Below are 18,815 nucleotides of genomic sequence, written 5' to 3' on the forward strand. Positions count from 1 at the left end.
GCTGTCGGCAGAGCTGATCGCACCGATCGCGATGGAAGAAGGCCTCCGCTTCGCGATCCGCGAAGGCGGCCGTACCGTTGGTTCGGGCGTTGTTTCCAAAATCCTCGCTTAATTCGCGATAGATTTTACAATCACGAAGGGCCGTCCTGAAAAGGGCGGCCCTTTATCTTTAGAAGGCTTCAGGGCTGTTCAGGTTGTCTGCGATAGATTCTTGAAGATTAACTGTTGATCTGTAGGTGGGCGGCGTGTATTGGGCGCGGGTTCACCTTCGGGTGAACGTCTAATGAGGGATTCGTATTCCTCTAGGTTCGACGTGGGGACGCAATGGTGCGCTCTACCACCTCTCAACCGGTTAGAGCCGCGAAAGGCAAATGATATGGCACAAAGCCAAAACATTCGCATTCGGCTGAAGGCATTCGACTACCGTGTACTCGACGCTTCCACTGCTGAGATCGTCAGCACTGCAAAGCGCACTGGTGCATCTGTACGTGGTCCGATCCCGCTGCCGAACAAGATCGAAAAATTCACCGTTCTGCGTGGTCCGCACGTCGACAAAAAGTCGCGCGACCAGTTCGAAATCCGCACCCACAAGCGTCTGCTTGATATCGTGGATCCGACCCCGCAAACCGTTGACGCACTGATGAAGCTCGACCTCGCCGCTGGCGTTGACGTCGAGATCAAAGTCTAAGGAGGGCATAGGATATGCGCTCTGGCGTTATTGCAAAAAAAATCGGCATGACCCGCCTGTTCATGGAAGATGGTAAACAGATCCCTGTAACCGTTCTTCACCTGGACAACCTGCAGGTCGTTGCTCAGCGTACAGCTGATAAAGACGGCTACACTGCTGTTCAGCTCGGCGCTGGCACTGCCAAAGCTAAAAACACCTCGAAAGCTATGCGTGGTCACTTCGCTACTGCGAAAGTTGAACCTAAGCGCAAAGTTGCAGAATTCCGCGTTGCACCGGAAAACCTGCTTCCGGTTGGTGCTGAAATCATCGCTGATCACTACTTCGAAGGTCAATACGTTGACGTTTCGGGTACCTCGATCGGTAAAGGTTTCGCAGGTGCGATGAAGCGTCACAACTTCGGTGGTCTTCGTGCATCTCACGGCGTGTCCATCTCGCACCGTTCGCACGGTTCGACTGGTCAGTGTCAGGATCCGGGTCGCGTTTTCAAAGGTAAGAAAATGGCAGGTCACATGGGCGCTGCTCGTGTAACCACCCAGAACCTGCAAGTCATTCGCACCGATGCAGACCGTGGCCTGATCATGGTCAAAGGCGCTGTACCGGGTTCGAAAGGCGGCTGGGTCACCATTAAGGATGCGGTTAAGAAACCGACTCCGTCCAACCTGGTTCTGCCCGCTGCGCTGAAGTCGGACGCTGCTCCGGTCGAGGCTGCTGCTGAAGGAGGCGAAAACAATGAAGGCTGAAGCTATCAAACTTGATGGCGCCGCTGCAGGTTCCGTCGAACTTAACGACGCAATCTTCGGTCTGGAGCCGCGCGCCGACATCCTGCACCGCGTTGTCCGTTGGCAGCGTGCTAAGGCACAGCAGGGTACTCACGCGACTCTTGGTCGTTCGGAAGTGTCCTACTCGACCAAGAAGATCTACCGCCAAAAAGGCACCGGTGGCGCACGTCACGGTTCCAAGAAGGCGCCGATCTTCCGTCACGGTGGCATCTATAAAGGTCCGACCCCGCGTTCGCACGCACACGACCTGACCAAGAAGTTCCGCAAGCTGGGCCTGCGTCACGCACTGTCCGCAAAGCTCAAAGCTGGCGAACTGATCGTGATCGAGTCCGCAGACCTGAACGAAGTAAAAACCTCGGCTCTGGCGAAACAGGTTGCAAACCTGGGCTGGAAACGCGCGCTCATCATTGATGCAGCCGTAAACGAGAACTTCGCGAAAGCTGCGCGCAACATCGAAACCGTTGATGTTCTGCCGTCCATCGGCGCGAACGTCTACGACATCCTCCGCAGTGACACTCTCGTGCTCACCAAGGCTGGTGTCGAAGCTCTGGAGGCACGTCTGAAATGAGCGCGAAACCTGAACATTACGATGTGATCCGCAAGCCGATCATCACCGAAAAAGCAACTATGGCATCCGAGCATGGCGCAGTTGTTTTCGAAGTGGCGAAAGACGCGAACAAACCGCAGATCAAAGAAGCTGTTGAAGCTCTCTTTGGTGTAAAGGTTAAAGCGGTCAACACTGTGATCACCAAAGGCAAGGTCAAACGTTTCCGCGGTACCGTTGGTACCCGTAACGACGTCAAAAAAGCTTACGTTACCCTCGAAGAAGGTAACACCATTGACGTTTCGACCGGTCTCTAATACTTGACCACATCGGTTCGGCCCCGGATTCGTCCGGGGCCGTGCCTTTTGTTTATTTCGGGGACCTTCGGGGCCCTAAACTACGGGGACTAACCTCCCTCAAAGCAACGGAAGACAGAGAACATGGCACTCAAGTCGTATAAACCGACGACGCCGGGCCAGCGTGGGCTGGTTCTGATCGACCGTTCGGAGCTTTGGAAAGGTCGCCCGGTTAAGGCTCTCACAGAGGGTCTGACCAGCAAGGGTGGCCGGAACAATACCGGACGGGTTACCGCACGTCGTCGTGGTGGTGGTGTAAAGCGCCTCTACCGTATCGTGGACTTCAAACGGAACAAGTTTGACGTTCAGGCAGTCGTAGTTCGTATCGAGTACGACCCGAACCGGACCGCATTCATCGCACTTATCCAGTACGAAGATGGTGAGCAGGCATATATCCTTGCGCCGCAACGTCTGGCTATTGGCGATAAAGTCATCGCTTCTGCGAAGGCTGACATCAAACCGGGTAACGCGATGCCGTTCTCGGGCATGCCGATTGGTACAATCGTACACAACATCGAAATGAAGCCGGGCAAGGGCGGTCAGATCGCTCGTGCAGCTGGCACCTACGCTCAGTTCGTAGGTCGTGACGGTGGCTACGCACAGATCCGCCTCTCCTCGGGCGAGCTTCGTCTCGTTCGTCAGGAATGCATGGCGACCATCGGTGCTGTGTCGAACCCTGACAACTCGAACCAGAACTTCGGTAAAGCCGGTCGTATGCGCCTCAAAGGCATCCGTCCGTCGGTTCGCGGTGTTGCTATGAACCCGATCGACCACCCGCACGGTGGTGGTGAAGGCCGTACCTCTGGTGGTCGTCACCCGGTTACCCCGTGGGGCAAGCCGACCAAAGGTGCACGTACCCGCAACAAGAAAAAAGCGTCGTCGAAGCTTATCCTTCGTTCGCGCCACGCTAAGAAAGGGCGCTAAGATATGTCTCGCTCTGTATGGAAAGGTCCGTTCGTTGACGCTTATGTGCTTAAGAAAGCCGAAGCTGCACGCGAAGCTGGCCGCAACGAAGTGATCAAGATTTGGTCGCGCCGCTCGACGATCCTGCCCCAATTTGTGGGTCTGACGTTTGGCGTTTATAACGGCAAAAAGCACGTTCCTGTGCTGGTATCCGAGGACATGATCGGTCAGAAATTCGGTGAATATTCGCCGACCCGTACCTACTACGGGCACGCTGCCGACAAGAAAGCGAAGCGGAAGTAAGTCATGGGCAAGGCACAGAACCCCCGCCGCGTGGCAGACAACGAAGCAATGGCAAAACTGCGCATGCTTCGCACTAGCCCGCAGAAACTTAACCTCGTCGCCGCTATGATCCGTGGCAAGAAAGTCGAGAAGGCTCTGACCGACCTGACTTTCTCGAACAAGCGGATTGCTGTGGATGTGAAGAAATGCCTTCAGTCCGCAATTGCGAACGCCGAGAACAACCACAACCTCGACGTTGATGAACTGGTCGTAGCCGAGGCTTATGTTGGCAAAAACCTCACCATGAAGCGCGGTCGCCCGCGTGCACGTGGTCGTTTTGGCAAGATCATGAAGCCGTTTTCGGAACTCACCATCAAGGTGCGTCAGATTGAGGAGCAAGCCTAATGGGTAACAAAGTAAACCCCGTCGGTATGCGTCTTCAGGTCAACCGCACCTGGGACAGCCGTTGGTACGCCGACACCAAAGACTACGGTGACCTTCTTCTTGAAGACCTTAAAATTAAGGACTTCGTTAAGAAAGAAGCGAGACAAGCTGGTATCGCTCGCGTTATCATCGAACGCCCGCACAAAAAATGCCGCGTGACCATTCACGCTGCACGTCCGGGTGTTATCATCGGTAAAAAAGGCGCTGACATCGAAGTTCTTCGCAAAAAGCTCGCAGCTCTGACTGCAAGCGAACTGCACCTGAACATCGTTGAAGTACGCAAGCCTGAGCTGGACGCTGCCCTCGTTGCAGAGAGCATCGGTCAGCAGCTCGAGCGCCGTGTTTCGTTCCGTCGTGCTATGAAGCGTGCGGTTCAGAACGCAATGCGTATGGGCGCACTTGGCATTCGTGTAAACGTTGCTGGTCGTCTTGGTGGCGCTGAAATCGCTCGTACCGAATGGTACCGCGAAGGCCGCGTTCCGCTTCACACCCTGCGCGCTGACATCGATTATGCTCTGTTCGAAGCTACGACTCCGTACGGCATCATCGGTATCAAAGTGTGGATCTTCAAAGGCGAGATCATGGAACACGACCCGCAGGCTCGTGACCGTCGTCAAGCTGAAGCCCAAGATGGCCCCGCACCGCGCGGTGGCGATCGTGGCCGTCGCTAAGGAGCTAGATAATGCTACAGCCTAAGCGTACAAAATTCCGCAAAATGCACAAAGGCCGTATCCACGGTCAGGCAAAAGGCGGTTCGGATCTGAACTTCGGTACATACGGCCTCAAAGCTGTTGAGCCCGAGCGTGTAACTGCACGTCAGATCGAAGCAGCACGTCGTGCGATGACCCGTCACATGAAGCGTCAAGGTCGCGTATGGATCCGTATTTTCCCGGATCTGCCGGTAACCGCTAAGCCTATCGAAGTTCGTATGGGTAAAGGTAAAGGTTCCGTCGACCGTTGGACCTGCAAAGTGAAGCCGGGCCGCGTCATGTTCGAAATCGACGGTGTATCCGAAGATATCGCACGTGAAGCACTGCGTCTCGCAGCTATGAAGCTGCCGATCAAAACCCGCACTGTGGTTCGCGAAGACTGGTAATCCAGTCGACAAGAATTAAGAAAGGCGCCCTTTTTGGGGCGCCTTTTTTGTTTCGGGTCTGTCGTGGGGATTATTCCCACTTGTAGTTAAAGCTCACCGATACACGGTCATATTCGGAGGTATTCGCGGGCACTTCGTGGCGGAGCCAGCTTTCCCAAAGGAACACATCGCCGATTTCTGGCTTCTGGTAGATGAAGGCCTGCAATTCACGGCGCGCATCTTTGCGACGGGGTGGGGCGGCCATCATCATGCAGTGGCGCGGGTCTTCGAGCTTGAGGGACGATGTATCATCAGGCATCGAAACATAGGTAGTGCCAGAGATGACCGAATGCGGGTGCAAGTGGGACCCGTGGTTGCCACCCTCAGGGAGAATATTGATCCACAGGTCCTCGAGAACCAGTTCGCGACCGTCCAAATTGAACTCTAGGTCTTTGGCGAATTCAGCGACATGTTTGTCGAGCGCTTCCTTGACGGCGGCAAACACAGGCGACCGCCATGGCAGGTCTGTCAGGGATGCGTAGCTGGTGTAGCCTGGGTAGCCGTTTTCCTCGCACCATTGCTGGCCCGCCTCGTCATCTTCCATGATGGCGTAGCAGTTGTCGTGCAGTTCTTCTTCGTCAATCTCGTGGCCGAACTCGGTTAGGCGGCCTTTGTAAAAGCGGGTTACGAAAAGGGATTCGATTTTGGCCATGTTGGGCTCCTGCAAAAAGTCTTGATCTGGCAGTTAGGCTCCGTTTAGCATCAACGGCACCGGCTGCCCAAGTTTTCTTGGGGAAATGCCCTATTCCTCTTGCCTCCCAATGACCAGCACCTTATACGGCGCTATCTCACGATTCCTGTCTACGGGATTCGTGTGTTTTGTTATTCGTCCACCAGGAACAGGGTGACCCGCAAAATAATGCGAGCGGAGCCCTCTGGTGTTAAGAAAGGAAAAGGCTATGAACGCCACTGAACTTCGCGCCAAGACGCCGGAACAGCTCCGGGAAGATCTGGTCGCTCTGAAGAAAGAGCAGTTTAACCTGCGCTTCCAGCAGGCCACCGGCCAACTGGAAAACAACGCTCGTATGCGCACCGTCCGTCGTGACGCTGCTCGCGTGCTGACTATTCTGAACGAAAAAGCTGCTGCGGAGGCCTAAGACATGCCCAAACGTATCCTTCAGGGTGTTGTCACCTCGAACCAGAACGAACAGACCGTAACCGTATTGGTCGAACGTCGTTTCAAGCACCCGCTGCTTCACAAAACCGTCCGTAAGTCGAAGAAATATCGCGCTCACGACGAGAACAACCAATTCAACGTAGGTGACACCGTCCGTATCCAGGAATGTGCACCGAAGTCGAAGACCAAACGCTGGGAAGTCATCACCGCCTAATTGCGGTGATCCCAGTTTAATCGAAACCCTGGGGATCAGGACAACACTGCAAGTCCCCCCAAAGGTCGGGAGTAACCCATGATCCAGATGCAGACAAATCTGGATGTAGCTGACAACAGCGGCGCTCGCCGTGTTCAGTGCATCAAGGTTCTCGGCGGTTCGCACCGTCGTTATGCGTCGGTTGGTGACATCATCGTAGTATCGGTGAAAGAAGCCATCCCACGCGGCCGTGTTAAGAAAGGTGACGTCCGTAAGGCCGTTGTCGTTCGCACCGCCAAAGAGGTTCGTCGTGAAGACGGTACCGCAATTCGTTTTGACCGTAACGCAGCTGTTATCCTGAATAACAACGGCGAGCCGGTTGGCACCCGTATCTTCGGACCGGTTGTTCGCGAACTGCGCGCAAAGAACTTCATGAAAATCATCTCGCTTGCTCCGGAGGTGCTGTAATGGCTGCGAAACTCCGTAAAGGTGACAAAGTCATCGTTCTGGCTGGCAAGGACAAAGGTAAAACCGGTGAAATCACTTCGGTTAACCCGTCTGCTGGCAAGGCCGTTGTCGATGGCGTGAACATGGCCATCCGTCACACTCGCCAAACTCAGACTGCCCAGGGCGGCCGCCTTCCTAAGGCAATGCCGATCGATCTGTCGAACCTGGCTATCGTCGATGCAAATGGCAAAGCAACTCGCGTTGGCTTCCGCATGGAAGGCGACAAGAAAGTTCGCTTCGCCAAGACAACAGGAGACGTTATCTGATGCTTGACACTGCTAACTACTCCCCGCGTCTTAAGGACCTCTACAAAGCGACTATCAAAGCCGCTCTGAAAGAAGAGTTCGCATACAAAAACGATATGCAGATCCCGCGTCTGGACAAAATCGTTCTGAACATCGGTTGTGGTGCTGAAGCTGTTCGTGACAGCAAAAAAGCCAAATCCGCTGTTGAAGATCTGTCCACCATCGCAGGTCAGCAGGCTGTTTCCACGAAAGCAAAGAAATCCATCGCTGGTTTCCGCGTTCGTGAAGATATGCCGCTCGGCGCTAAAGTTACCCTCCGCGGTGACCGTATGTACGAATTCCTTGATCGTCTGATCACAATCGCAATGCCTCGTATCCGCGACTTCCGCGGCGTATCGGGTACTTCGTTTGATGGCCGTGGCAACTACGCTACCGGTCTGAAGGAACACATCGTATTCCCAGAAATCAACTTTGATAAAGTTGATGAAGTCTGGGGTATGGACATCGTCATCTGCACTACCGCGAAAACTGACGCGGAAGCGAAAGCGCTGTTGAAGCATTTCAACATGCCGTTCAACAGCTAAGCGCGGAGAGAGAACTATGGCTAAAAAATCCATGATCGAACGCGAAAAAAAGCGTGAGCGTCTGGTAGCAAAATTTGCTGCTAAGCGCGCAGAGCTTAAAGAAATCGCGAACGATGAAACCAAGTCGATGGAAGAGCGCTTCAAGGCACGCCTGAAGCTCGCGGAACTCCCGCGTAACAGCTCTGCCACCCGTCTTCATAACCGTTGCCAGCTGACTGGTCGTCCGCATGCGTATTATCGCAAGCTGAAAGTCAGCCGTATCATGCTCCGTAATCTCGGCTCCAATGGCGAGATCCCGGGCTTGGTCAAGTCGAGCTGGTAAGGAGGGTTAGAACATGAACGATCCTATCGGTGATATGCTGACCCGTATCCGTAACGCTCAAATGCGCGGCAAGTCGACTGTTTCGACTCCGGCATCCAAGCTGCGCGGTTGGGTTCTCGATGTGTTGACTGCAGAAGGTTACATCCGCGGCTACGAAGCTGGCACGGATGACCGTGGTCACCCGACACTCGAAATCAGCCTGAAATACTACGAAGGCACTCCTGTCATTCGCGAACTGAAGCGGGTTTCTAAACCTGGTCGTCGCGTTTACATGGGCGTCAAGGACATCCCGTCGGTCCGTCAGGGCCTGGGTCTGTCGATTGTCTCCACCCCTAAGGGTGTGATGTCGGACGCAAACGCACGCGCAGCCAATGTTGGCGGCGAAGTGCTCTGCACCATCTTCTAAGGGGGGTCTGATGTCTCGTATTGGTAAAAAACCGGTCGAGCTGCCCAGCGGCGTTACTGCCACTGTGTCGGGTCAGACCATTGAAGTTAAGGGTCCGAAAGGCACCCGTTCCTTCTCTGCTACCGACGATGTGACCATCACTGTCGAAGAGAACGCTGTAAAAGTGACCCCGCGTGGCACTTCGAAGCGCGCTCGTCAGCAGTGGGGCATGTCTCGCTCGATGGTAGAAAACCTGATTGTCGGTGTGACCGAAGGCTTCAAAAAAGAGCTGGAAATCACCGGTGTTGGTTACCGTGCTAACATTCAGGGCAACACCCTGAAACTGGCTCTCGGTTACTCGCACGACGTCGACTTCGATATCCCGGCTGGCGTAACTGTCACCGCACCGAAGCAGACCGAAATCGTTGTGGAAGGTATCGACCAACAGCTGGTGGGGCAGGTTGCTGCTAACATCCGCGAGTGGCGTAAACCAGAGCCGTACAAAGGCAAAGGTATTCGCTACAAGGGCGAGTACATCTTCCGCAAAGAAGGTAAGAAGAAGTAAGGAACGCAAAAATGGCAAACAGCAAACGGGAATTGTTCCTAAAGCGCCGCCTGCGCGTCCGGAACAAACTTCGCAAAGTGAACGCTGGCCGCGTACGTCTGTCGGTTCACCGTTCGAACAAGAACATCAGCGTCCAGCTGATCGACGACATCCAGGGCACCACCCTGGCTGCGGCTTCGACCCTCGAAAAGGATCTGGGCTTCGTCGGCAAGAACAACAAAGAGGCCGCAGCCAAAGTTGGTCAGGTTATCGCAGAGCGCGCGAAAGCAGCTGGCGTAACCGAAGCTTACTTCGACCGCGGTGGCTTCCTGTTCCACGGCAAAGTGAAGGCTCTGGCCGACGCTGCGCGTGAAGCTGGTCTGAAGATCTAAGGAGACGAGAGTATGGCAGAACGTGAAAACCGCCGGGACCGTCGCGAACGCGACGAAGCACCGGAATTCGCCGATCGTCTCGTGGCGATCAACCGCGTCTCGAAAACCGTTAAGGGTGGTAAGCGCTTTGGCTTCGCTGCTCTGGTGGTTGTCGGTGACCAAAAGGGCCGCGTAGGCTTCGGTAAAGGTAAAGCTAAGGAAGTTCCTGAAGCGATCCGTAAAGCTACCGAACAAGCTAAGCGTCAGATGATCCGTGTGCCGCTGCGCGACGGTCGTACCCTGCACCACGATATCGAAGGCCGTCACGGCGCTGGTCGCGTAGTAATGCGCACCGCTCCTGAAGGTACTGGTATCATCGCGGGTGGTCCGATGCGTGCAGTTTTCGAAATGCTCGGCGTCAAAGACGTTGTTTCGAAATCGCTCGGTTCGCAGAACCCTTACAACATGATCCGCGCAACTCTGGACGGTTTGAAGAAAGAAGCTTCGCCTCGTTCCGTTGCAGCGCGTCGTGGCAAGAAAGTTGCTGACATCCTCCGCAAGCCGGAAGAAGCAGCAGCCGAAGCAGAAGCGTAAGGAGTCTGTATAATGGCTAAAACCATCGTTGTTAAACAGATCGGTTCGCCGATCCGTCGTCCAGCTAAACAGCGCGCTACGCTGATCGGTCTGGGTCTGAACAAGATGCACAAGACTCGCGAACTTGAAGATACACCTTCGGTACGCGGCATGGTCGAAAGCATCCCGCACCTCGTCGAGATCATCGAAGAGCGCGGCTAAGCTTCAGAGCAAAGCAATTATAAAACGCCCCGTAGGTTACTGCGGGGCGTTTTTGTTTGGGCAATTGAGTTAATGCTGCGGTGCGGCGTCATGCAGTAAATGCATGGCGGGCGTTCCAAACGGGAATTTGTTAGCGCGAACGGGTGCGGTTATATCTAGAGACAGAAGAGGACAAGAACACATCCTCGCCGGGGCAACCGGCTCTGGCATTGAAAAAGGAATACGAAAATGGCTCACATCACTTTCCACGCACCCCGCGTCGCTCACATTGACCTTGGCGCAATCGTCCGTACCAAAGTTGCAGAAGTGAAAGAAGCGCTGGCCCGTCGCGCCGAATACCGCGCTGTATACAACCAGCTGGCTGCAATGACCGATCGGGACCTCGCAGATATCGGTATCTCGCGCGGAATGATCGAAGACGTTGCACATCAGGCAGCTTACAAGAACTAAGCGTCTTTTAGAGTTTGAAGCTGAGCCTCGATGGAAACATCGGGGCTTTTGTTTTTTCAGCCAATGCTTGCAATACGGAACCTCGGGCCGTATACGCACGCGGTGGCCCGCTTTGGGTCCAGAATCATAACCATTATGCCGTGTTTGCCCACTCCGTCGCTGGAGGGCAGTTCCGGCAAGGAGAAGCGACATGAAACTTAATGAACTCCGCGATAATGCAGGCGCAACCAAGAAACGCATGCGCGTTGCACGTGGTCCGGGCTCGGGCAAAGGTAAAACTGCTGGCCGTGGTATCAAAGGTCAGAAATCCCGTTCGGGCGTAGCGATTAACGGCTACGAAGGCGGCCAGATGCCACTCTACCAGCGTCTGCCTAAGCGCGGCTTCACCACGCCGAACGCAAAGAAATACGCAGTTGTTAACCTCGGCCTCATCCAGAAATTCATCGACGCTGGCAAGCTCGACGCTGCCAACATCAACGAAGACACTCTGGTTGCTTCGGGCCTGATCCGTCGCAAACTGGACGGCATCCGCGTTCTTGCAAAAGGCGAGATCACCGCAAAAGCTACCATCTCCGTTACCGGCGCTTCGAAAGGCGCTGTTGAAGCGGTTGAAAAGGCTGGCGGCAAGCTGACTGTTGTTGCAGCAGCAGAATAAGGGTTGTGAGTGCCCTTACGGGCGCTTACTTACCTAACTAGTTTCCTTGCGCCGCCGTCCGGGAAAACCGGTCGGCGGCGTTTTCGATGAAAGAGACACCGACTTATGGCTTCAGCAGCAGAGCAAATGGCGGCAAACCTCAATTGGTCTACCTTTGGTAAGGCCAAAGAGCTTCGTCAGCGCATCTTCTTCACCATCGGACTTCTGATCGTGTATCGTCTTGGCACTTATATTCCCGTGCCTGGGATCGATATCGACGCGCTTCAGAACTTCTTTGCATCTCAGAACACGGGTATCGGCGGTATGCTGGCCATGTTCACGGGCGGCGCTTTGAGCCGTATGGGTATCTTTGCCCTTGGCATCATGCCCTACATCTCTGCATCGATTATCGTGCAGTTGATGGGCTCCATGTATGAGCCCTGGAAGCAATTGAAGAAAGAAGGCGATCAAGGTCGTCGGAAGCTCGCTCAGTATACCCGTTACGGCACCGTGGTTTTGGCGCTGTTCCAGGCCTACGGCCTCGCGGTTTCGCTAGAATCGGGCGATATGGCTCATGATCCGGGTCTGTTCTTCCGCGCATCGACGATGATCACCATCGTTGGCGGCACCATGTTCCTGATGTGGGTGGGTGAACAGATCACCAGCCGCGGCATCGGCAATGGTATCTCGCTGATCATTTTCGTCGGTATTGTCGCCGAACTTCCTGCTGCTGCGGCGCAGTTCCTGTCTACCGCTCAGCAGACCAGCAACTGGATGCTTGTTATCGGTGTAATCGTGATGCTTGCTGCGGTGCTTGCATTTGTGGTGTTCATGGAACGCTCGCTGCGCAAGATCCACATTCAATACCCTCGCCAACAGCGTGGTATGAAGGTGTATGACGGCGGTTCTTCGCACCTCCCGATCAAGGTTAACCCAGCTGGCGTTATTCCTGCGATCTTTGCGTCTGCACTCCTATTGCTGCCGACAACCATCGCGACCTTTACGGAGCAGACCTCTAACGCTGTTCTGTCTTGGGTTCTCGCTTATTTCGGCCCCGGTCAGCCGCTCTATCTGCTGTTCTTCACAGCGATGATCGTCTTCTTCACTTACTTCTACACCAAGGAAGTCGCGTTCAAGACCGACGAAGTTGCTGAGAACCTCAAGAGCCAGAACGGGTTTGTTCCTGGTATCCGTCCAGGCAAGCGTACTGCGGAATACTTCGACTACGTTGTGACCCGCGTCCTCGTGCTCGGTTCGGCTTACCTTGCGTTAGTTTGTCTCATGCCAGAGATTATCCGTAGCTTTTCCGGTTTCACTTTCTATTTTGGCGGCACTTCAGTGCTGATCATCGTGTCGGTTGGGATGGATACAATCCAGCAAGTGCAGTCTCATTTGCTCGCTCACCAATACGAAGGCCTCATTGAAAAATCGCAACTGCGTGGCAAACGTGGTGCCAATAAACGGAACAGGGGACCGGCTCGTCGATGAACATTATTCTGCTTGGACCGCCGGGTGCGGGTAAGGGAACACAGGCTCAAAAGCTTGTGGAGGAACGCAACATGGTGCAGCTGTCGACTGGCGACATGCTGCGCGAGGCACGCACAAGCGGCACTGAAATGGGTAAGAAGGTTGCAGCAGTCATGGACGCTGGCAATCTCGTCACCGATGAAATCGTCATCGGTCTTATTCGCGAAAAACTAGAGCAGGGCGCTGCTGGCGGATTCATTTTTGATGGCTTCCCGCGCACTCTTGCTCAAGCTGACGCACTGGACGGTCTGCTGTCTGAAATGGGTCAGAAGCTGGACGCGGTTATCGAACTGCAGGTGGATGATGAGGTTCTTGTGAGCCGCATCGTGGGTCGCGCTGAGGCTGCGGCTGCTGCAGGTCAACCAGTTCGTGCGGATGACAACGAAGACGCACTTCGCGTTCGTCTGGCTGCCTACTACAAACAGACCAGCCCGCTGATCGGCTACTACTATGCCAAAGGCGGTCTGAAGTCGGTCGATGGTCTGGCTAGCATGGACGATGTTGCGAAAAACATCGCGGACATTTTGGGTTAATTTGACCCTTCTAAGCATTGGTGTAAGGCCTGCGACATGTTTCGCGGGCCTTTTGCCTTCAAGGGGTTGACCCGTTCGAAAAGCCCCCATAAACAGCCCCATCCCTTTTGGGGGAATCAACCATGTTTTTCGGGTCGCTCCCGATTCGCATGACCACCTCATGAACAGTGGCCCGCTAGGTGTCTCCTCTCGGGCTTCCGTTGTGAAAAAAGATTCCGGAACGACGGAATCGCAACGAAAAGGAAAGCTAACGTGGCACGTATCGCCGGCGTGAACATCCCGACTGCTAAGCGGGTTCCAATCGCCCTCACCTACATCACGGGCATCGGCCCGTTCATCGCAAACCAGATTTGCGAAGCATGCAACATCGATCTGACCCGTCGTGTAAACGAACTGTCCGATGCTGAAGTTCTGACAATCCGTGAATACATCGACGCAAACGTCACCGTTGAAGGTGACCTGCGCCGCGAAGTAACAATGAACATCAAGCGTCTGATGGACCTCGGTTGCTACCGTGGTCTGCGTCATCGTCGTAATCTGCCCGTTCGCGGTCAGCGTACCCACACCAACGCTCGCACCCGCAAAGGCCCTGCAAAGGCCATCGCTGGTAAGAAGAAGTAAGGGAGGGCATAGACAATGGCTCGTGATACCCGTCGTGGTGGTAAGAAAAAAGTTTCCAAGAACATCGCAGCAGGCGTTGCTCATGTGAACTCCACCTTCAACAACACCAAAATCCTGATCTCTGACGTGCAGGGCAACGCGATCTCTTGGTCGTCCGCTGGCACCATGGGCTTCAAGGGCTCGCGTAAATCGACCCCTTATGCTGCTCAGATGGCTGCAGAAGATGCTGGCAAGAAAGCTCAGGAACATGGCGTTAAGACGCTTGAAGTAGAAGTTCAGGGCCCAGGTTCGGGTCGTGAATCCGCTCTGCGCGCTCTGGCTGCTGCTGGTTTCAACATCACCTCGATCCGTGATGTGACCCCGCTGGCACACAACGGCTGCCGTCCGCCTAAGCGCCGCCGCGTCTAATATCGATTATCCCACTGGGGCTGTGGTTTTTCCACGGCCCCAGTACGTCATTTTAAACCTCGGGCGTTTGCCTTTTGGGACATGAAAGGCAGACAAGTATGGAGGGACGCATGATCCACAAGAACTGGGCTGAACTTATCAAGCCGACCCAACTTGACGTAAAACCGGGCAATGACCCGCAGCGTCAGGCCACTGTTATTGCTGAACCGCTCGAGCGTGGTTTCGGCCTGACACTGGGCAACGCACTTCGTCGTATCCTGCTGTCGTCGCTGCAAGGCGCTGCGATCACCGCAGTTCACATCGACAACGTTCTGCACGAATTTTCGTCTGTTGCTGGTGTACGTGAAGACGTCACCGACATCGTCCTGAACCTCAAGGGCGTTGCGATCCGCATGGACGTCGAAGGTCCGAAGCGTTTGACCGTTCAGGCCAAAGGTCCGGGCGTTGTTACCGCCGGTGACATTTCGGAATCCGCAGGCATCGAAGTTCTGAACAAAGATCACGTTATCTGTCACCTCGACGATGGCGCTGACCTCTACATGGAACTTACCGTTAACACCGGTAAAGGCTACGTAGCTGCAGACAAAAACAAGCCAGAAGATGCACCGATCGGCCTCATCGCGATCGACGCAATCTACTCGCCGGTTAAAAAAGTATCGTATGACGTTCAGCCGACCCGTGAAGGTCAGGTTCTCGACTACGATAAACTGACGATGAAAGTTGAAACCGACGGCTCGCTGACTCCGGATGATGCAGTTGCTTACGCAGCTCGCATTCTGCAGGACCAGCTGTCGATCTTCGTAAACTTCGACGAACCGGAATCGGCTTCCGCTGGTTCGGACGACGATGGTCTCGAGTTCAACCCGCTTCTCCTCAAGAAAGTGGACGAACTGGAACTGTCCGTACGTTCGGCAAACTGCCTGAAGAACGACAACATCGTTTACATTGGCGATCTGATCCAGAAAACCGAAGCAGAGATGCTCCGCACTCCGAACTTCGGCCGCAAATCGCTCAACGAGATCAAAGAAGTGCTCTCTGGCATGGGTCTGCACCTCGGCATGGACGTCGAGGATTGGCCACCAGACAACATCGAAGACCTCGCAAAGAAATTCGAAGACCAGTTCTAATTCTGGCTTCGGTGGGCAGGGCGGGAACGTCCTGCCTTTTCGGGCAATCCCGCCCCAAGGAGAGTGGCCAATACGCATAGGCCACCGGACAAAGCATAAAACGCTAGGAGAATTAAAATGCGTCACGCTCGCGGTTACCGCCGTCTGAATCGTACTCACGAACACCGTAAAGCCCTGTTTGCGAACATGGCTGGTTCGTTGATCGAACACGAACAAATCAAAACCACCCTGCCGAAAGCAAAAGAACTGAAGCGCGTCATCGACAAGCTGATCACTCTTGGCAAACGTGGTGACCTGCACGCACGCCGTCAGGCTGATGCGCAGCTGAAACAAGACATTCACGTTGCGAAACTGTTTGAAGTCCTCGGCCCGCGTTACGCAGAGCGTAACGGTGGTTACTGCCGCGTTCTGAAAGCTGGCTTCCGTTATGGCGACATGGCTCCGATGGCGATCATCGAGCTGGTTGACCGTGATGTTGACGCAAAAGGCGCAGCAGACCGTGCACGTCTTGAAGCAGAAGAAGCTCTGCTGGGCGACGACGAATAAGTCTCGACCATCGCTAGTTTTGGGAACCCCGTCAGCATAGCTGGCGGGGTTTTTCATTTCGCCATTTCTGGGTAGTGAATATTTGCGATACAATTATAGGTTGACCAATAAACCTTAGGTTGAAAGTATCGCGGTATGGCTCAGGTATTTGGAATCGAAACACATTTAGAGAGGCTCGATCAAATCGCGCCGAATGGTTTCTTTTTCGGACTGCACATACGGCACACGCTGCCTTTGTTCACTCATCAAACGTACCCGAGTCTATGGGTTAATCACTACATTAGGGAGGCTTACGCGCTCCGTGATCCGATCATTGCGTGGGGGCTTGATCGGGTGGGCACTTGCCGTTGGAGCGAAATTGATATTCCGGACCCGTTCAACATTCTTGGACAGGCGCAGGAATTTGGGATGAATTTTGGGATCGCGGTGTCTTTCGGATCGCTCAACTCACGGACCATAGCGACGGCCTCGCGGCCAGATCGCGAGTTTACGGATACAGAGATTGCGTCTTTTGCCGATGTAATCGACGCGCTTCATACCATTTATCAGCCCCCCGAGTCCTTAACGGACGCCCAAACAGAGGCCCTGCGGCGGATTGCCGAGGGGGATCGTTATGCTGCGGCTGCTGCAAAACTCGGAATTTCTCAAAGCGCATTCAAAGCGCGGTTGACCGCCGCCCGTTCGAGCCTTCAGGCCCGCACTACGGTAGAGGCCATCCAGAAAGCGAGGGATTACAGGCTGCTCTGACGTCCTTTTCGGGATGCGGATGCAGGGTTGTGTGACCCTTAACCCTCGCTGGAGGCACTGATGCTGAGCACCGTTCTTTCGTTCGCCAATATGCACAATCACGGCGAACTTTTCGCAAATATCCTGCGGGCACGGCGGGATTCTTTCATCGTCAAACGATCGTGGGACCTGCCTGAGACGATGGGTATGGAATACGACCAATACGACACGCCGCAATCGCGCTGGGTTGCCGTGCATGATGCAACGGGCCGCGTGTTGGCAGGGGCCCGTATGACACCCACGACGGCGCGGTGTGGCGTTTACAGCTACATGATCCGCGACGCACAGAGAGGCCTTCTGGAAACCATTCCGCAGGACCTTTTGTATGAGGATGCCCCGATTGATGAGGGCATTTGGGAGGTGACACGGGGCTTCATTGGCCACGATATCCCCAACAACATCCGTCTCCGCGTACGATTGCTGCTGGCGGACCAGATTGTAACGGCTGGTCGGGAACTGAACGCGCGTAAGATGATTGCTTTGCTACCCGCCAATTGGACACGTTGGTCCAAACGGGCGGCACTCGACATTTCACCAGCAGGACGGGTGATGGATATGGGGGGCGTGGACTATCAGGCCGTCTGGTTTGATCTTGGGGACAAACTTCACTGACCCTTTGCCAAAGATCGGACGCGGGCGTAGGTTGGGCCCATGTCCGATCTTTTCGAAACACCTGCACCTCAGACACAGAACGCGCCCCGTCCCCTAGCGGATCGGCTGCGGCCGCAGACGTTGGCCGAGGTGATCGGGCAAGAGCAGGTTCTCGGCCCCGATGGCCCCTTGGGCGTTATGCTCGCGTCGGGGTCGTTGTCGTCCTTGATTCTCTGGGGTCCACCGGGTGTTGGTAAGACGACGATTGCGCGATTGCTTGCTCGTGAAACCGAACTTCATTTTGAACAGATCAGCGCGATTTTTACGGGCGTTCCCGACCTTCGAAAGGTGTTCGAGGCAGCAAAGCTGCGTCGCGCAAATGGGCGTGGCACTCTTTTGTTCGTGGACGAGATTCATCGTTTTAACAAAGCCCAGCAGGACAGCTTTTTGCCCCATATGGAGGACGGCACAATCGTGCTCGTTGGGGCGACGACCGAAAACCCATCGTTCGAACTAAACGCTGCTATTCTGAGCCGTGCGCAGGTCTTGGTGCTCAATCGCTTATCGACGGAGGAGCTTGAGAAAATGGCAGCGCGGGCAGAGGACGAGGCGGGTAAAACGCTGTTGCTCGAACCTGCGGCGCGCACGGCGCTTTTAGACATGGCCGACGGGGACGGGCGAGCCTTGCTGAACCTCATCGAACAGGTTCTCGCGTGGAAAATTACCACGCCTTTGGGTGTCGACCAGCTTACGACCCGTCTGATGCGACGGGCGGCGAAATACGATAAGTCTGGTGAAGAGCATTACAACCTGATTTCGGCACTGCATAAGTCCGTGCGCGGTTCAGATCCTGATGCTGCGCTCTACTGGTATTCGCGCATGTTAGAGGGCGGCGAAGACCCTCGTTACTTGGCGCGGCGGATATTGCGTATGGCGGTTGAGGACATCGCGCTGGCCGACCCTAATGCTCAAACGATTTGCCTGCATGCGTGGGAGACGTATGAACGGCTTGGAAGCCCCGAGGGCGAATTGGCTTTGGCGCAGGCGGTCATCTACCTCGCGCTCGCGCCGAAAACCAACGCAGGATATGTGGCCTATAAGGCATCCAGAGATGCCGCGCGAAAATCGGGAAGTGAGCCGCCGCCCAAACATATACTCAACGCTCCGACAAAGATGATGAAAGAGCAAGGGTATGGCGCAGGCTATGCCTATGACCATGACGCTGAGGACGGGTTTTCAGGGCAAAACTACTTTCCAGAGACCATGCAACGCCCAACGTTCTACAAACCCGTTGATCGTGGGTTTGAGCGTGATCTTAAGAAGCGGGCAGACTATTTCGCAGGCCTAAGGGCCAAGCGGCAGGGACGTCAGAATTGACTCTTTGCTGCTGAACAGCCA

Annotated in this window: 33 protein-coding genes; 32 read left to right on the forward strand and 1 reads right to left on the reverse strand. The window is 54.8% G+C overall.

Annotation, left to right across the window (positions count from 1 at the left end):
- The 10 genes from QWY83_RS09470 to rplP form a co-directional block, all read left to right on the forward strand.
- Positions 1 to 112: EF-Tu C-terminal domain-related protein (locus QWY83_RS09470; RefSeq protein WP_290245991.1), on the forward strand; the 112-nt coding region annotated here is incomplete at its 5' end.
- Between the two features lie 264 nt (positions 113 to 376).
- On the forward strand, positions 377 to 688 hold the full coding sequence (rpsJ, locus tag QWY83_RS09475; RefSeq protein WP_067550514.1) for a 30S ribosomal protein S10: 312 nt from the start codon (positions 377 to 379) through the stop codon (positions 686 to 688).
- A 14-nt stretch (positions 689 to 702) separates the two neighbouring features.
- Entirely contained in the window at positions 703 to 1,428 is a 726-nt protein-coding gene (rplC, locus tag QWY83_RS09480; protein WP_067550512.1) for a 50S ribosomal protein L3, read from the forward strand.
- Positions 1,418 to 2,035 carry a 50S ribosomal protein L4 gene (rplD, locus tag QWY83_RS09485; protein ID WP_067550510.1) on the forward strand — a complete coding sequence of 206 codons (618 nt, stop codon included), beginning with the start codon at positions 1,418 to 1,420 and terminating at the stop codon, positions 2,033 to 2,035. Before rplC ends, rplD begins: the two co-directional genes overlap by 11 nt.
- Positions 2,032 to 2,328 carry a 50S ribosomal protein L23 gene (locus QWY83_RS09490; protein WP_067550507.1) on the forward strand — a complete coding sequence of 99 codons (297 nt, stop codon included), beginning with the start codon at positions 2,032 to 2,034 and terminating at the stop codon, positions 2,326 to 2,328. Before rplD ends, QWY83_RS09490 begins: the two co-directional genes overlap by 4 nt.
- 123 nt (positions 2,329 to 2,451) lie before the next feature.
- Positions 2,452 to 3,291 carry a 50S ribosomal protein L2 gene (rplB, locus tag QWY83_RS09495; protein WP_067550506.1) on the forward strand — a complete coding sequence of 280 codons (840 nt, stop codon included), beginning with the start codon at positions 2,452 to 2,454 and terminating at the stop codon, positions 3,289 to 3,291.
- 3 nt (positions 3,292 to 3,294) lie between these two features.
- Complete coding sequence (gene rpsS / locus QWY83_RS09500) at positions 3,295 to 3,573, forward strand: 30S ribosomal protein S19 (RefSeq protein WP_105234121.1); 279 nt, start codon at positions 3,295 to 3,297, stop codon at positions 3,571 to 3,573.
- Between the two features lie 3 nt (positions 3,574 to 3,576).
- Positions 3,577 to 3,957, forward strand: a complete 381-nt coding sequence (rplV, locus tag QWY83_RS09505) for a 50S ribosomal protein L22 (RefSeq protein WP_067550502.1) — start codon at positions 3,577 to 3,579, stop codon at positions 3,955 to 3,957.
- The gene (rpsC, locus tag QWY83_RS09510) at positions 3,957 to 4,667 is read left to right on the forward strand and encodes a 30S ribosomal protein S3 (protein ID WP_249946057.1); all 711 of its coding nucleotides are present in this window, start codon (positions 3,957 to 3,959) and stop codon (positions 4,665 to 4,667) included. The genes rplV and rpsC overlap by 1 nt, the downstream gene beginning before the upstream one ends.
- Positions 4,668 to 4,678: 11 nt before the next feature.
- Positions 4,679 to 5,092 carry a 50S ribosomal protein L16 gene (gene rplP / locus QWY83_RS09515; protein ID WP_067550498.1) on the forward strand — a complete coding sequence of 138 codons (414 nt, stop codon included), beginning with the start codon at positions 4,679 to 4,681 and terminating at the stop codon, positions 5,090 to 5,092.
- A 70-nt stretch (positions 5,093 to 5,162) separates the two neighbouring features.
- Here rplP and QWY83_RS09520 read toward each other — a convergent pair whose 3' ends face one another.
- Positions 5,163 to 5,783 (reverse strand): TIGR02466 family protein, encoded by a 621-nt coding sequence (locus QWY83_RS09520; protein ID WP_105234123.1) that lies wholly within the window; start codon positions 5,781 to 5,783, stop codon positions 5,163 to 5,165.
- A gap of 247 nt (positions 5,784 to 6,030) precedes the next feature.
- Here QWY83_RS09520 and rpmC point away from each other — a divergent pair, with 247 nt between their 5' ends.
- From rpmC to QWY83_RS09630, 22 genes are all read left to right on the forward strand, one after another.
- The gene (gene rpmC / locus QWY83_RS09525) at positions 6,031 to 6,228 is read left to right on the forward strand and encodes a 50S ribosomal protein L29 (protein ID WP_067550496.1); all 198 of its coding nucleotides are present in this window, start codon (positions 6,031 to 6,033) and stop codon (positions 6,226 to 6,228) included.
- A 3-nt stretch (positions 6,229 to 6,231) separates the two neighbouring features.
- Positions 6,232 to 6,462 carry a 30S ribosomal protein S17 gene (rpsQ, locus tag QWY83_RS09530; protein WP_067550494.1) on the forward strand — a complete coding sequence of 77 codons (231 nt, stop codon included), beginning with the start codon at positions 6,232 to 6,234 and terminating at the stop codon, positions 6,460 to 6,462.
- Positions 6,463 to 6,540: 78 nt separating this feature from the next.
- Positions 6,541 to 6,909: a 50S ribosomal protein L14 gene (rplN, locus tag QWY83_RS09535; protein WP_067550492.1), complete on the forward strand. Its 369-nt coding sequence runs from the start codon at positions 6,541 to 6,543 to the stop codon at positions 6,907 to 6,909.
- Positions 6,909 to 7,214 (forward strand): 50S ribosomal protein L24, encoded by a 306-nt coding sequence (gene rplX / locus QWY83_RS09540; RefSeq protein ID WP_067550490.1) that lies wholly within the window; start codon positions 6,909 to 6,911, stop codon positions 7,212 to 7,214. Before rplN ends, rplX begins: the two co-directional genes overlap by 1 nt.
- Positions 7,214 to 7,777: a 50S ribosomal protein L5 gene (gene rplE / locus QWY83_RS09545; protein WP_067550489.1), complete on the forward strand. Its 564-nt coding sequence runs from the start codon at positions 7,214 to 7,216 to the stop codon at positions 7,775 to 7,777. Before rplX ends, rplE begins: the two co-directional genes overlap by 1 nt.
- Positions 7,778 to 7,793: 16 nt before the next feature.
- Positions 7,794 to 8,099: a 30S ribosomal protein S14 gene (gene rpsN, locus QWY83_RS09550; RefSeq protein WP_067550487.1), complete on the forward strand. Its 306-nt coding sequence runs from the start codon at positions 7,794 to 7,796 to the stop codon at positions 8,097 to 8,099.
- A gap of 13 nt (positions 8,100 to 8,112) precedes the next feature.
- On the forward strand, positions 8,113 to 8,505 hold the full coding sequence (rpsH, locus tag QWY83_RS09555; RefSeq protein WP_105234125.1) for a 30S ribosomal protein S8: 393 nt from the start codon (positions 8,113 to 8,115) through the stop codon (positions 8,503 to 8,505).
- Positions 8,506 to 8,515: 10 nt separating this feature from the next.
- A complete protein-coding gene (gene rplF, locus QWY83_RS09560) occupies positions 8,516 to 9,049 on the forward strand; it encodes a 50S ribosomal protein L6 (RefSeq protein ID WP_105234126.1) in 534 nt (177 codons plus the stop codon).
- An 11-nt stretch (positions 9,050 to 9,060) separates the two neighbouring features.
- On the forward strand, positions 9,061 to 9,420 hold the full coding sequence (gene rplR, locus QWY83_RS09565) for a 50S ribosomal protein L18 (protein WP_067550481.1): 360 nt from the start codon (positions 9,061 to 9,063) through the stop codon (positions 9,418 to 9,420).
- 12 nt (positions 9,421 to 9,432) lie between these two features.
- Entirely contained in the window at positions 9,433 to 9,993 is a 561-nt protein-coding gene (gene rpsE / locus QWY83_RS09570) for a 30S ribosomal protein S5 (RefSeq protein WP_067550479.1), read from the forward strand.
- A gap of 12 nt (positions 9,994 to 10,005) precedes the next feature.
- Entirely contained in the window at positions 10,006 to 10,194 is a 189-nt protein-coding gene (gene rpmD / locus QWY83_RS09575) for a 50S ribosomal protein L30 (RefSeq protein ID WP_067550477.1), read from the forward strand.
- Between the two features lie 228 nt (positions 10,195 to 10,422).
- Entirely contained in the window at positions 10,423 to 10,644 is a 222-nt protein-coding gene (locus QWY83_RS09580; RefSeq protein ID WP_105234127.1) for a DUF1127 domain-containing protein, read from the forward strand.
- 190 nt (positions 10,645 to 10,834) lie between these two features.
- Positions 10,835 to 11,299, forward strand: a complete 465-nt coding sequence (rplO, locus tag QWY83_RS09585) for a 50S ribosomal protein L15 (protein WP_067550473.1) — start codon at positions 10,835 to 10,837, stop codon at positions 11,297 to 11,299.
- A 105-nt stretch (positions 11,300 to 11,404) separates the two neighbouring features.
- Positions 11,405 to 12,766: a preprotein translocase subunit SecY gene (gene secY, locus QWY83_RS09590; protein WP_245918104.1), complete on the forward strand. Its 1,362-nt coding sequence runs from the start codon at positions 11,405 to 11,407 to the stop codon at positions 12,764 to 12,766.
- A complete protein-coding gene (locus QWY83_RS09595; RefSeq protein ID WP_249946056.1) occupies positions 12,763 to 13,338 on the forward strand; it encodes an adenylate kinase in 576 nt (191 codons plus the stop codon). The genes secY and QWY83_RS09595 overlap by 4 nt, the downstream gene beginning before the upstream one ends.
- A 252-nt stretch (positions 13,339 to 13,590) precedes the next feature.
- Positions 13,591 to 13,959: a 30S ribosomal protein S13 gene (gene rpsM / locus QWY83_RS09600; RefSeq protein WP_067550469.1), complete on the forward strand. Its 369-nt coding sequence runs from the start codon at positions 13,591 to 13,593 to the stop codon at positions 13,957 to 13,959.
- A gap of 15 nt (positions 13,960 to 13,974) precedes the next feature.
- Positions 13,975 to 14,367, forward strand: coding sequence for a 30S ribosomal protein S11 (gene rpsK / locus QWY83_RS09605; protein WP_067550467.1), 393 nt, complete (start codon positions 13,975 to 13,977; stop codon positions 14,365 to 14,367).
- A gap of 110 nt (positions 14,368 to 14,477) precedes the next feature.
- Positions 14,478 to 15,494, forward strand: coding sequence for a DNA-directed RNA polymerase subunit alpha (locus QWY83_RS09610; RefSeq protein WP_167668762.1), 1,017 nt, complete (start codon positions 14,478 to 14,480; stop codon positions 15,492 to 15,494).
- 117 nt (positions 15,495 to 15,611) lie between these two features.
- Positions 15,612 to 16,040 (forward strand): 50S ribosomal protein L17, encoded by a 429-nt coding sequence (gene rplQ, locus QWY83_RS09615; protein ID WP_067550465.1) that lies wholly within the window; start codon positions 15,612 to 15,614, stop codon positions 16,038 to 16,040.
- 135 nt (positions 16,041 to 16,175) lie between these two features.
- Entirely contained in the window at positions 16,176 to 16,787 is a 612-nt protein-coding gene (locus QWY83_RS09620; protein ID WP_249946055.1) for an autoinducer binding domain-containing protein, read from the forward strand.
- A 60-nt stretch (positions 16,788 to 16,847) separates the two neighbouring features.
- A complete protein-coding gene (locus QWY83_RS09625; protein ID WP_249946054.1) occupies positions 16,848 to 17,438 on the forward strand; it encodes an acyl-homoserine-lactone synthase in 591 nt (196 codons plus the stop codon).
- A gap of 39 nt (positions 17,439 to 17,477) precedes the next feature.
- Positions 17,478 to 18,794 (forward strand): replication-associated recombination protein A, encoded by a 1,317-nt coding sequence (locus tag QWY83_RS09630; RefSeq protein ID WP_249946053.1) that lies wholly within the window; start codon positions 17,478 to 17,480, stop codon positions 18,792 to 18,794.
- The last annotated feature ends 21 nt before the right edge of the window (positions 18,795 to 18,815 follow it).

This window comes from Marivivens donghaensis (assembly GCF_030410045.1).
Classification (GTDB): Bacteria; Pseudomonadota; Alphaproteobacteria; order Rhodobacterales; family Rhodobacteraceae; genus Marivivens; species Marivivens donghaensis.